Annotated in this window: 9 protein-coding genes; 4 read left to right on the forward strand and 5 right to left on the reverse strand. The window is 37.5% G+C overall.

Annotated elements, in window-relative coordinates; translation table 11 throughout:
* Positions 1 to 630 precede the first annotated feature (630 nt).
* Positions 631 to 3,498 carry a M16 family metallopeptidase gene (locus BLW74_RS16675; RefSeq protein ID WP_089694195.1) on the forward strand — a complete coding sequence of 956 codons (2,868 nt, stop codon included), beginning with the start codon at positions 631 to 633 and terminating at the stop codon, positions 3,496 to 3,498.
* Positions 3,499 to 3,589: 91 nt separating this feature from the next.
* On the opposite strand, the gene BLW74_RS16680 is transcribed toward BLW74_RS16675, so the two are convergent.
* The 3 genes from BLW74_RS16680 to BLW74_RS16690 all read right to left on the reverse strand — a co-directional run bounded on the left by BLW74_RS16680 (position 3,590) and on the right by BLW74_RS16690 (position 7,875).
* On the reverse strand, positions 3,590 to 4,666 hold the full coding sequence (locus BLW74_RS16680) for a GNAT family N-acetyltransferase (protein WP_089694197.1): 1,077 nt from the start codon (positions 4,664 to 4,666) through the stop codon (positions 3,590 to 3,592).
* Entirely contained in the window at positions 4,663 to 5,664 is a 1,002-nt protein-coding gene (locus BLW74_RS16685) for a polysaccharide deacetylase family protein (protein WP_089694199.1), read from the reverse strand. Before BLW74_RS16685 ends, BLW74_RS16680 begins: the two co-directional genes overlap by 4 nt.
* 72 nt (positions 5,665 to 5,736) lie before the next feature.
* Positions 5,737 to 7,875 carry a S46 family peptidase gene (locus tag BLW74_RS16690; protein ID WP_089694201.1) on the reverse strand — a complete coding sequence of 713 codons (2,139 nt, stop codon included), beginning with the start codon at positions 7,873 to 7,875 and terminating at the stop codon, positions 5,737 to 5,739.
* 345 nt (positions 7,876 to 8,220) lie between these two features.
* On the opposite strand from BLW74_RS16690, the gene BLW74_RS16695 reads away from it, so the two are divergent.
* Positions 8,221 to 8,706: a copper resistance protein NlpE gene (locus BLW74_RS16695; protein WP_228424940.1), complete on the forward strand. Its 486-nt coding sequence runs from the start codon at positions 8,221 to 8,223 to the stop codon at positions 8,704 to 8,706.
* A 39-nt stretch (positions 8,707 to 8,745) separates the two neighbouring features.
* On the opposite strand, the gene BLW74_RS16700 is transcribed toward BLW74_RS16695, so the two are convergent.
* The gene (locus tag BLW74_RS16700; protein WP_089694203.1) at positions 8,746 to 9,393 is read right to left on the reverse strand and encodes an MgtC/SapB family protein; all 648 of its coding nucleotides are present in this window, start codon (positions 9,391 to 9,393) and stop codon (positions 8,746 to 8,748) included.
* Positions 9,394 to 9,540: 147 nt separating this feature from the next.
* On the opposite strand from BLW74_RS16700, the gene BLW74_RS16705 reads away from it, so the two are divergent.
* Positions 9,541 to 10,098: a YdeI/OmpD-associated family protein gene (locus BLW74_RS16705; RefSeq protein ID WP_089694708.1), complete on the forward strand. Its 558-nt coding sequence runs from the start codon at positions 9,541 to 9,543 to the stop codon at positions 10,096 to 10,098.
* 11 nt (positions 10,099 to 10,109) lie between these two features.
* Entirely contained in the window at positions 10,110 to 10,508 is a 399-nt protein-coding gene (locus BLW74_RS16710) for an immunity 22 family protein (RefSeq protein ID WP_089694205.1), read from the forward strand.
* A gap of 78 nt (positions 10,509 to 10,586) precedes the next feature.
* On the opposite strand, the gene polA is transcribed toward BLW74_RS16710, so the two are convergent.
* Positions 10,587 to 13,421, reverse strand: a complete 2,835-nt coding sequence (gene polA, locus BLW74_RS16715) for a DNA polymerase I (protein WP_089694207.1) — start codon at positions 13,419 to 13,421, stop codon at positions 10,587 to 10,589.
* Positions 13,422 to 13,593: the final 172 nt, after the last annotated feature.

Genomic DNA, 13,593 nt, shown 5'->3' on the forward strand with positions numbered 1-13,593 from the left:
TTGAAATGACCAAATGTTTCTGAAAGAAATTTTAAAGTTTTTTAAGTAACCTTAACCCTCTCCTAAACCTTCAATCCTATACTCCTGCGCTCCCTCTAATTGGGACTGCAAAGATAATAACTATTTTTAAAACCACAACTCTTTTCTCAAAAAATTTAAAAGTTTTTTTAGTCCTCTCTTATGAAGTATCATCATGTTTATGCTTATCTAAAAGCTCTCCTGCGCTTACTGATCAACTCTCGTTTTCAGTGGGGCAAAGATAACAACTTATTAACACGCAAAACAAGTTTATTTAACATAAATGTTACCTTTTGTTCATATTCAGCCCTAAGAACCTGATTCAAAGGAAGAAAAATTTTAAACATTTGTTTGGAATATTGAACACAGCGGAAGTTTGACGCTTTTTATGAGTAATAAGTAATAAGTAATGAAAGGTATCCTTATATTATACAGTAGATATCTTTCTATGTGAGTTTTGACTAGAGCCACAATAAAGGTAGCCTACTTTTTATGATTCACGTTTTCAACTATTGAAATAGATGTAATTGTAAGAAAAGCGGACATGATCTTTTTTTGATTTCATACATTTGCAGTACATTTCGGATTCTAAGGAATGATAATGAGTTTTATATGACAGAAAGAAAATATAAGGAAACGGTTCATACTGATAAAAATAACTACGAATATATTACGGTAACCCACGACGAAAATAACGTCCGTATCTATACACTGAAAAACGGATTAAAGGTTTTTCTTGCTCAAAATTTTATTTCACCCAGAATACAAACCTTTATTCCGGTAAGGACAGGAAGCAATAATGACCCGTCTGACAATACAGGATTAGCTCACTATCTGGAACACATGATGTTTAAGGGCACCTCTAAGATAGGTACTCAAAACTGGGAAAAAGAAAAGGTATTGCTTGATCAGATCTCGGAACTGTATGAAAAACACAAAGCGGAACAGGATTCTGAAAAGAAAAAAGAAATCTACAAAAAGATAGATGAAGTTTCTCAGGAAGCAAGCCAATATGCCATTGCCAATGAATACGACAAAGCTATTTCTTCTCTGGGTGCCAGTGGAACGAACGCTCATACCTGGTTTGATGAAACAGTATACAAAAACAATATTCCGAATAATGAACTTGAGAAATGGCTGAAAATTGAAAAAGAAAGGTTCTCTGAAATTGTCCTCCGCCTTTTCCATACTGAGCTGGAATCTGTATACGAGGAGTTCAACCGGGCACAGGATAATGATTCAAGACTTGTGAATTATGAATTGATGGATGCGCTCTTTCCAACTCACCCCAATGGCCAGCAAACAACATTAGGAAAGCCTGAGCATCTGAAGAATCCTTCTATGAAAGCGATTCACAAATACTTTGATGAATACTATGTTCCTAACAATTATGCTCTGGTACTGGTGGGCGATCTTGATTTTGAAAAAACCATTCAGTTAATTGATAGCTATTTCGGCAGCTTACCTTATAAGGAACTTCCTAAAAAGATGCCTGTTATTGAAAAACCTATAACGCAAATTATAAAAAGAACCGTGCAAAGCCCCACTACTCCACGCACTCAGCTTGCATGGAGGACAGACAGCTATGGAACCCGCGAGGCAATGCTGGCAGATATCACAGCCAATATCCTGAGCAACAGGGGTGAAGCCGGATTACTGGACCTTCACATCAATCAGACTCAGAAAATGCTTTGGGCACAGGCTTTTTCTGTAGGATTGAAGCAGTATGGGTATTTCTCCATTGTAGCTGTACCGAAAGAAACTCAAACATTGGAAGAAGCAAAGAATATCGTGCTGGAAGAGATTGAGCTGATCAAGAAAGGAGATTTTCCGGACTGGATGCTGCCAGCGATCATTAATGATTTCAAACTCCAGAGAATGAAATCCCTTGAAACAACAGAAGGGCTGGCCACGAATCTTTATGATACTTATATCAAAGGAAGAACGTGGGAACAGGAACTTAATGAAATGGATGAATATGCCGCTTTTACCAAGGAAGATGTAGTGAATTTTGCCAATGATTTCTTCAAAGAAAACTATGTGATCGTTGATAAGGAAAAAGGCGTCAATGAAAGATTGGTCAGAGTGGAAAATCCAGGGATTACTCCTGTTAAAATCAACCGTGACAGTCAGTCTGAATTTTTAACGGAAATTTTAGCCGATAAAACCGAGGATATACAACCTGTCTTTATAGATTATCAGAAAGAAATCACTACTGCTGACGTAAAAGGAAAGAAACTGAGCTTTGTTAAAAATAAGTTCAACGATATTGCTCAGGCACATTTTATTTTTCCTTTCGGGAGTGATCATGACCGAGATCTCGCCATTTCAACCCAACTTTTGCAGTATTTAGGGACAGATCAGTTTTCTCCTGAAGATTTAAAAAAGGAATTCTTCAAAATCGGGGTCACTAATGATTTCAAAACCGTGCATAACCAGCTTACTATCACTCTAAGTGGATTGGAAGAAAATATAGAAAAAGGAATTGCTCTTCTTCAGCACTGGATGGAGGATGTAAAACCAGATCAGGATATCTACCATCAGTTTGTAAAAAGTGTAATAGAGAACCGCCAGGCCATAAAAAAGGATAAAAACCGTATTATGACCGCTCTTACCAACTATACCAAGCTGGGTGCCTTTTCCCGTTTTACTGATGTCATTTCTAAAGAAGAGCTTGAAAGCAGTACAGCTGAAGTATTTACCAACAGAATAAAAAATCTGTTTAAATCTCCTTATCAGATCTTCTTTTATGGTAAAAATTTTGAGCATTTCAACAGATACATTGGTAAGTATGTTGAGGCAGAAAGCGTTTCGATTCCTGAAGCCAAACATTATCCTGAGCCAGATACAGGCGGAAATGTCTATTTCATTAGTTATGATATGGTTCAGATGGAAATGAGCAAAATAGGAAAAGGAAGTGAGGTAGATCCTCAGTATTTCGGTAAAGTAAATGTGTTTAATGAGTATTTTGGAAGAGGGTTATCTTCAATTGTTTTTCAGGAAATGCGTGAGAGTAAAAGCCTTGCTTACTCGGCCTATGTTTCTTATGCTGCCAATTCTGAAATAAAACATCCTGATTATATTACTACCTATATAGGAACCCAACCCGATAAACTGATGATTGCCGTTGACACCCTGAATGAGCTTATGGAAGAGCTTCCGGAAGTACCTATTCAGTTTGAAAATGCCAGAAACGCTGCTCTTAAACAGATTGCCTCTACAAGAGTAAGCCGTGAAAATGTATTTTTCAATACATTGAATCTGAAAAAGCTCAATATTTACCACGACTTCAGGAAGGATATTTATGAGCAGATCCGGAATTTAAAATTTGAAGATTTGAAAGAATTTTATAAAACGAGAATTAAATCTGTACATTTCAATACAGCCATTATCGGCAAAAAAGAAAACCTTGATATGGATGCTGTTAATAAAATGGGCACATTTACAGAAGTAAGCCTGAAAGATATCTTTGGACATTAAAAAAAACGAACCGCCTGATATTTCTACCAGGCGGTTTGTTTTTGATGAATGACCAATAATTATTGATCAGTGCTTTTAATGTATCCATACTTTAAGTCATCATGCAATCTCCGTCACCGTCCTGGTAATCGGGATTAAAATCATTCGGAAGCAGTTCCAATAAATCTTTATGAAAAAGATATTCTCTGTTGAAATCTCTTTCATAGATATGAGAAAATGCTTTAGATTGTTGTATGGCCTTGTTCAATTTATTTTGATAGCTTGTAAAACCTTTTATCTTATTATTCACAATGAAATAATTAAGAAACTGGACAACCTCATCTAAATCAGTATTCGAAAAGAGATAAGGAATTTTAAGATACCCGTCACGAAGCTGCAAGAGCAGGCAAGATTTAATCTTATTATGCTGATCGAAAATTCTAACCCAGAAATATTTAAAGGTACCGGCAAAGCTTGAAAAGAGGTATCTTTCCTCTTTTTTCCCTTCCAAAACCCAGGGATGATCTATAAAAGTATTGATTTCGTCTCCATCCCGTACTCCTGAAAACCTATTGATAAAATCAGCACTTTCTTTATCTACACGATCAAGAATTTCATATTTGAAATCAGGTTTCTTTATAGGTAGATTCTTGATTGAGATGAATAAATTGGCAGTGGCATCCAATGTCTGAAAAAGAGGTTTCAAAGGTTTTGTTACAGGCTTTTTTTCAGGAATCATTTTAGCTGCATCAGTTTTAAAGTAATATCTCTTCCCTTCTTTAGGAAAGACATATTCAAAAACGCCCATAATATTATATAAAGCTTCTGCTTCTTTGGTAAATTCGGTAATGGCAATTCTGCCTTCGTATTCTTCAAAAACTTTTTTCAGTAATGCTTTTGCCGGTCTTTTCTTTCGATACTCGGGATTGACGTACAAAGTGCTTAGCCATGCGTAACGGATTTCTTTACCGTCAATAACGAAACGGTCTGGGAAACATCCTACGTATCCGATCAGTTTTTCTTCAAAAAAAGCAAGAATAAGAAGTGTATCTTCATCTTCTGCCTTAGGGTTCTTTATGTGGGATAAAGCCCGGTGCTTGGTAATCGGGAGAAAATCATACTGCTGGAAAGTTCCGGAGGATATAAAATCTTCCAGTTCTTTTCTGTTGAATGTTTTCAGCGTTATCATTCTCTTATAATCATATTTTTATTGACGAGTTTTTTCAGTCTGAAATAGGCGATTTCCTTTTTCATGATCTGTGCTCCGCTCTCCCCCATTTCCATTGGTATTCTTTGGAAATTTCTTTTCACACTGTCCAGCTTTATTCCTGCACATCCAAAACTGCAATAGATTTCTTCATTTTTAAAAAGTTCATCAAAAAAATCTTTCTTCACTTCAAAATCGGTAAACGGAAAGGCAAAACTTTCGTACAGAAAACCATTTTTCTTTAAATAAGCAAAAGTCTTGTCTGTAGTTTCCATTTGTTCTTTCAAAGATAAGTCTCCGTATTTTGGATGATCCCAGCTGTGCGAAGAAATCCCGAAACCTTTTCGGGTGAGCTCTTTTACTTCTTCTGAACTTAAATAAGGTTGATGTTCTTTGGAATACGCTTTAAAATCTACTTCAATCTTTTCGGCAAGTTCATCCAAAACCGCTCTTCCCTGATAATTGACTGATAAAATTTTCTTCTGTAAAATGCCTTTCTCCACATGATTGTCAAGAGAAAACATCCGATAAACTTCCGGATCTATGGTTTTATTTTTCTCAACCGCATCCGCAAGAAGACTCGCTTTGCATCTGAACATCATATCTTTATTGTCTATAAAAGCCGGATTTACAAAATTACAGGCATAAATTCCTTTTCGTTCCAAAACAGGAGCCACAACCTCATAAAATTCTCTGAAACCATCATCAAAAGTAAGCAGAGCAATCTTTTTCTTAGGTTTAAAATTCCCGGATGTAAATGCTTTAAACTCCTGCCAGTCTACAAACTGAAAATTCTTTGATAAATAATCCAGATCGTCCTCAAACTGTTTTATAGTTTTATATCGGATCACGTGTTTTATATGAGAAAGTTCTTCGTCGGAAACGCTGTGATAAAGAGGCAGACAGTAATCCAGCGGAAAAGATTTTCCGATATTTTCAGATTCAAAAGCAGCCAAAAGATTGATGATCCTTTCCTTCATCTTATTTAAAATAAAAAAGAATCTATTCAAAACTCAGTTCAAATAGATTCTTAAAGGTATAACTTTTAAAAATTATTTTACAATTTTCATTTCATCAACAAGCCACTTGGAATCTGCAAACTTCTCGATAATGAAAAGGATATACTTTGTATCTACCATGATATTTCTGCTGAAACGCGGGTCATAGTTGATATCGCTCATGGTTCCCTCCCACTGTCTGTCGAAGTTTAATCCCACGAGGTTTCCGTTGGCATCAAGTGCCGGACTTCCAGAATTTCCTCCTGTAGTGTGGTTGGTAGCCGTGAATCCTACAGGAACATCACCTGTTTTATCTTTATAGATTCCGAAATCTTTTTTATTGTAAAGATCAATAAGCTTTTTTGGAACATCAAATTCGTAATCTCCCGGAATATATTTCTCCATTACTCCCGCCAGGTGCGTCTGATATCCGTAAGATACAGCATCTCTAGGAGTAGAACCTTTCACTTTACCATAGGTTACACGAAGCGTTGAGTTCGCATCCGGAAAGAATTTTCTGTCTTTATCCGTCTGCATCTGCTGTGCCATGAATTTCTTCTGCAAAGCATCAATTTTTGCCTGCATTGAAGTATACTGTGGATCTGCAGTTTTCATATACGTGTCTCTCATAGACACATACAGCTGATAAATTGGATCTTTCTTTAAAGTCTTGATTAATTTATCCTGATTAGAAAAAGCTTTATCAATATCTGCAGTTAATGTCCCACCGTTTACCGCTGTTCTACCTGTGATAACAGAGTTTTTTGACATCTCTTCGATGACAGGAATATTGGCGTTCTCTTCTTTATATTTGCTGAATCCTGCCGGTAAAAACTGTGGAGCGGTTTTATTAGCATACAAGGCCAATAGCTTGGCTGTTACTTTAGCATCAAGTTCTGCGCTGTAATCTTTATAGAAAGAGGTTAATTTTGTCTTTAACTTGGAAAGTTCCTTTTCATCCATTCTTCCTGCTTCCACAGAAGCTATGAAATCATAGTAATCTCCGGCAAGCTTCAATGTTTCTGCATTTTTCACTACTTCTGTGTAGTAAGCATTGTTTAATGCATAAGGCGCCTGATCATTGTACAGTTTATTCAGCTGATCCAAAGTAGTTTTGATCTCCGGGTTTTTAGCAACCAAAGAACCTTCATACATTACTTTCTTTTCTACCGCATTGGATTTTTTCAATCCTTCCACTTCTCCGATCCACTTTTTCCAGTAATTGGCTACCGAAGCATATTTGGAAGCATATTTAATACGAGTTTCATTGTCAACACGCATTTTTTCGTCTAAGGTTTTCAAAGCCACATCACGTACTGCAATTCTTGCAGGATCAATATCCTTCATAATCTTCTCTACCGCTACAGCTGGAAGATATTCTGTAGTTCTGCCCGGAAATCCGAATACAAAAGTAAAGTCGTTTTCATTTTTATCTTTTATAGAAACCGGTAAATAATGCTTTGGAACGTAAGGTACATTGTCTTTTGAATATTCTGCAGGTCTGTTGTTCTTGTCTGCATAGATTCTGAACATAGAGAAATCTCCGGTATGTCTTGGCCAAACCCAGTTGTCTGTATCGCTTCCAAATTTTCCGATGCTTTGAGGAGGAGCTCCTACAAGACGGATATCTTTATAGGTTTCGATGGTATATGCGTAGTATTTGTTTCCATAATACATAGGCTTTACCATGATCGACTGGTAAGATTCAATTTTCTGAGCGTTTTTGTATACCTCAATATTATTATTGATCTTTTTAGTCAGTTCAGGTTCCGTAAGGTTATCCGTACCTTCTAAAATAGGATCGGTAACTTCTTTGATATCTACAATAAAATCAACTTTTAATCCAGGATTAACGAGTTCTCCTGCTGTATTTTTCGCCCAGAAGCCGTTAGAAAGAAGATCATTCTGAACGGTAGAATGCGCCTGAATCTGGCTGAAACCACAGTGATGATTCGTTAAAAGCAGTCCTTTAGGCGAAATAATTTCTGCAGTACATCCGCCATTAAACTGTACTACCGCATCTTTAATGCTTGGTTTCTGAGGGTTGAAAATATCTTTTGCAGAAATCTTCATTCCCAAATCCTTCATTTCCTTTTCATTCAGCTCTGTAGGGATCCACATTCCGCCATATTGTTGTGCAAATGCCATTGCAGCAGGCAAAAGAAATACAGATAAAAGTATCTTTTTTGTCATAATCAAAATTTTGCCCCAATTTACAAAGAAAAATAGGAATAGGCTTCATAAAACGGGCGGAAAAGTTGTTATGAGGTCGTTTTTGAGGAGGTTGATCGTGAATGATCAATTTTGCTTCGCAAGAGGTGAATAGTCAATAGTGAATTTTGCTTCGCAAGTGAATGGTGAATTTTTATGATCATATGGCACTTCCAGGTTTATTGTAAATTCATTAAAAATTGACAGGCGAAGCGAATTAACCATTCATTACTCACTATTAACTTACTCATCCTCTCTCCTCTGGCTTAATTTTTGTTTCCTGGAAGGCACATTATCATTAAAAAAAACATCCTTAAATCAATTATTATGATGAAAAGTAAAATACTCATGTTGGGATTGGCATCCTCTCTCTTTCTTGCTTCGTGTACTAAGAAAGAAACTACCGAAACATCTGCTGCAGTGACAGATTCTGCGGCGATTGTACAACCTTCTGCAGACAGTATCACCAAAGCAACTCCTACAGCCGCTGGTGACACCTCAGAAAATGCGTTGGATTGGGCAGGTACATACGAAGCTACCGTTCCATGTGCTGACTGCCCGGGAATCAAGACTTCCCTGACATTGAATGATGACAAAACATTCAGTATCACAGAAGAATATCTGGACAGAAATTCAAAAAATCAGGATAAAGGAACTTTTGCATGGGATCCAACAGGAAGTATCATTACTTTAAAAGGAAAATCCGCCAACTACAAATATAAAGTGGGTGAAAATATGCTGATCCAGCTGGATACGGAAGGAAAAGAGATTGATGGTCCTAATAAGGATCTATATATATTCAGGAAAAAATAAAACGTAAAGGCTCCGGCCTTTATTTTTTTTAATACATCACTAAAACTGGTAAGCCTTAATCTTAGGGTCATCCACTAGGCGCCGGGTTAATCCTTCATGATGGCTGTTTTTCCCCGTAATCCTCCATATAACCGTAAAACCTTCCTGTGAATACTGCTGTCTGATCATCTGGTAAGCCAAATGATTTTCTTTAAAGATATTCTCACAATATTGAATATCTCCTGAGCTGCTGACTGCTATTCTGTATTCTCTTACTTTATTATAGTTATCAATAAAATTCTGCAGATAGGTTAAAGCACTTAAAATGATTAATACCAGGGCGGTTCCCAACAGGGCAATATAAATATATCCTGAGCCTACTGCCATCCCTATGGAAGCTGTAGCCCAGATCGTTGTTGCCGTGGTAATGCCTTCAATTTTGTTATCTCCTTTAAAAATAACTCCAGCTCCCAGAAATCCTATTCCTGTAATGATATTGGCTGCTAAACGGTCAGGATTCTCTACTCCAATTTTAATGGAAAGTATGGTAAACAAACAGGCTCCGAAACACACCAGAATAAAGGTTCTCAACCCGGCAGATTTATTACGGTATTCTCTTTCAGCACCAATGAACAGTCCCAATAGGACGGAAATAAGAATAAGCAGCAGTTCATTTTTAACAGCGTAATGGTCCTGAAGAAAATCCATTTTTTTTAATTTAAGAACAGAATAAAATTACAACAAAAAATTGAGCTGTAAGCGTACATTGAACTTTGTTTAGGGTAAGAAGATTTTATGGGACTGAAAAACTTTCGTAATATTACACATTAAATGGAAAAGGCAAGTACAGGCGTTATGAAACCTACATTTTTTTCGACAAAAGAAGCGTTCAGAGAATGGCTGCAGAAGCATCATGAAAATGAGAAAGAACTTTTAGCAGGGTTCTACAAAACCGGTAGTGGAAAGCCTTCTATGAGCTGGTCTGAATCTGTAGATCAGGCTTTGTGCTTTGGCTGGATAGACGGGGTAAGAAGATCAATAGATCATGAAAGTTATTCTATACGCTTTACTCCAAGAAAACCCTCCAGTATCTGGAGCAATATCAATATAAAAAAGGTTGAAGAGCTGACCAGAGCAGGATTGATGACCTCAGCGGGTCAAAAAGCATTTGAGCTCAGAAAAGAAGATAAATCGGGAATTTATTCCCATGAAAAAGAGGCTATTTTTCTTGATCAGGCTTATCAAAAGCAGTTTATGAACGATCCGGCTGCCTGGGATTTTTTTGAAAGCCAGGCGCCATCCTATAAAAAGGTGGTCATTCACTGGATTATGAGTGCTAAACAGGAAAAAACGAGACTTTCCCGTCTTGGAAAGGTCATAGATATAAGTAAACAATCAAAAAGATTAGAATAAAAAACAGTATTATGGATAAAGAAATTTCACATTTCTGGTTAGGATATTTCAAGAATGAAGAAGATTTTTACAGTTTCGTAGAAGAGGACGAAAATTATTATATAGAGGAAGAAACTGATGACCAGTATGTTTCCAAGTTTGCAGAATCTCAGAATATCAAATGGTTTGATGATGATTTTATCGAATATGGCTTCGAGGATGAGAACCTCAGCCTTTATGACAAGTTTGCAGAATATTCTTATGCTGACCAATGGATTCCGATTCTGGAAAACAAACTGAATGAACTAAGCCTGGACACTCCCGTCAATGCTATCATTTTTGCAACAAGGTTTGTGATTCCCAACCCTGTTTCCGTAGAAAATGATGATTTTTCACTGCATTATGTGGGGGAAATAGAGTATGATATCTGAGATTATTAAACAGAAATACAAAAGCTTCCGCCCCAAAGGGCGGAAGCTTTTTATATGGTTAAGGATAATTCCTATTTATTAATGCGCTTCCAGCCAGTTATTCCCTACTCCAATCTCTACCAATAACGGAACCTGTGTCTTTAAGGCACTTTCCATTTCAGTTTTGATCAGTTTTGAAGCGGCATCAATCTCATCTACCGGAGATTCGAATATTAATTCGTCATGTACCTGAAGCAGCATTTTTGTTGTAAGATTCTGCTCTTCCAGCTCTCTGTCTATTTTGATCATGGCTAGTTTTACAACATCTGCGGCACTTCCCTGGACAGGAGCATTCACAGCATTTCTTTCCGCATGACCTCTCACTACAAAATTATTGGAATTGATATCTTTTAAATGACGTTTTCTTCCTAAAATAGTTTCTACATACCCTAACTGGCGTGCTTTGTTCACCTGTTCTGCCATGTATTCTTTCAGTTTCGGATAGGTCTCGAAATAGGCTTCAATCATCTGTTTTGCTTCTGTACGGGACAATCCGGTTTGTTCTGCCAAAGCAAAAGCTCCCTGTCCATAGATAATCCCGAAGTTTACGGTTTTAGCCTGGCTTCTCTGGGTTTTGGAAACTTCATCCAAAGGAATTTTAAAGAGTTTTGCGGCTGTGGAAGCGTGGATATCTTCTCCATCCTGGAAAGCTTTGATCATATTATCTTCTCCCGAAATTTCAGCAATCAAACGAAGCTCAATCTGTGAGTAATCGGCTGAAATAATCTTCTTTCCTTCTCCGGAAACAAAGGCTCCACGAATCTGCTGTCCTCTTACCGTCCGGATCGGAATATTCTGAAGGTTCGGATTTACACTTGCCAAACGGCCTGTAGCGGCTGTGGTCTGTGAAAAATTAGTATGTACCCTGTTATCTTTTTTCTCAATCTGTGAAGGCAAAGCATCCACATAGGTTGATTTTAACTTCTGATAAGTTCTGTATTCAAGAATATGTTTGATAATCTCGTGTTTTGAACTAAGCTTTTGAAGAACATCTTCCGAGGTTGCATATTGTCCGGTCTTGGTTTTCTTGGCTTTGGGATCCAGCTGCATTTTTTCGAACAGAATTTCTCCCAGCTGTTTTGGTGAATTCATATTAAATTCTTCTTCTGACAGCTCAAAAATCTTAGCTTCTAACTGCCTAAGATCATTTTCAAGATCAACACTTTCCTGAGCCAGCCACTTTTCATCAAGAGAAATTCCCGAAAGCTCCATTTTAGCCAGTACTTCCATCAGAGGCATCTCTATATTGTAGAAAAGCTCTTCCAGATTTTCCTTTTTCAGCTGGGGTGCAAAAAGCTCATACAGCTGGAAAGTTATATCTGCATCTTCAGCAGCGTAATCGGTCTGTGTTCTCAGATCTGCATCTCTGAAGCTCCCCTGTTTCTTACCTTTCTTACCGATAATGGTTTCAATAGATACCGGTTTGTAATTCAGATATACTTCTGAAAGGTAATCCATCCCGTGTCTTCCATCCGGATTAAGGAGGTAGTGGGCAATCATGGTATCAAACATAGCACCTTTAACGGTGATATCGTACTGTTTTAAGACTTTATAATCAAATTTAAGATTGTGAGCAACTTTCAGCAGATCCTCTTTTTCAAAGAATGGCCTGAAAATTTCTAATGTCTGCAACACTTCTTCCCTGTTTTCTGAGAGAGGAATATAATAGGCAAGTCCTTTTTTATAGGAAAAACTCATTCCTACCAGCTCTGCTTCCAGCTCGTTTAACGAGGTGGTTTCCGTATCAAAACAAACCACTTTTTGCTGTAACAGATTATCCACAAGTTTTTTCTGAGCTTTCGGATTATCTATAAACTGATAAAGATGATCATTTTGTTCAATAGTAGATTTGGTAGAAGTAGCCTGATCCAGTTCTTCAAAGTTAGCAAAAAGATCAAGCTGCATGACCTGTCCTTTTACTTCAGTTCCGCCAGGAGTCTGCTTTACTTCTACTTCACTTACAACTACGGTTTCTGTGGCTGCAGGAGCAAAAGCTCTGTAAAGGTTTTCGTATAGTCTTCTGAATTCTATTTCGTCAAAGACTTCTTTTACTTTTTCAAAATCAGGAGTTTCAAGATCATATTGTTCCTGATGGAATTCTACAGGAGCATCGCAGATAATGGTCGCCAGTTTTTTGGACAAAATACCACGTTCTGCAGAAGCTTCTACTTTTTCTTTCAGTTTTCCTTTCAGCTGATCTGTATTCGCCAGCAGGTTTTCAATGCTTCCGAATTCTTTAAGGAATTTCATAGCCGTTTTTTCTCCTACGCCTTCCAATCCTGGAATATTATCTACGGCATCGCCCATCATCGCAAGAAAATCAATGACCTGTTTTGGATCTTCGATCTCGTATTTTGCTTTTACTTCATCTACTCCCAGAATTTCTACATCACCACCTTTTAAGCCTGGTTTATAAATTTTAATTTTATCTGTAACCAGCTGTGCAAAATCCTTATCCGGTGTTACCATGAAGGTGGTATAGCCTTCCTTTTCGGCTTTACACGCGATGGTTCCTATTACATCATCGGCTTCATATCCTTCTACTCCCAGACGTGGAATATGCATGGCTTCAAGAATTCTGTGTATGTATGGAATCGCAATTTTAATGGCCTCGGGAGTTTCACTTCTGTTGGCTTTATATTCTGAAAAATCATCAGTTCTTACACTGGCCTGTCCTACATCAAAAACTACTGCCAGGTGGGTAGGTTTTTCTCTTCTTATCAGCTCAATCAAAGAATTGGTAAAACCGAAAATGGCAGAAGTATCCTGTCCTTTGCTGGTAAGTCTGGGATTCCTGATTAATGCGTAATATCCTCTGAAAATCATCGCATAGGCATCGATGAGAAACAGCCTTTTATCTGTTGTTGCGTCCATATTTTGAATAATGAACAAATATATGAAAATAGGAGTAAAAGTTGGCAGTTTGGGGAAGGGTTTTGGCTAGCGGAATGCGGGGTGCCAGTTCGGGGATTTGGAAGGTGGAGATGTGATACGAGTTATATAAAGGCGAGATTTCGGGATGTGGAAGTACGCTCTAAGATCCGGT

Origin of the sequence: Chryseobacterium culicis, assembly GCF_900108365.1 — a bacterium.
GTDB lineage: Bacteria > Bacteroidota > Bacteroidia > Flavobacteriales > Weeksellaceae > Chryseobacterium > Chryseobacterium culicis.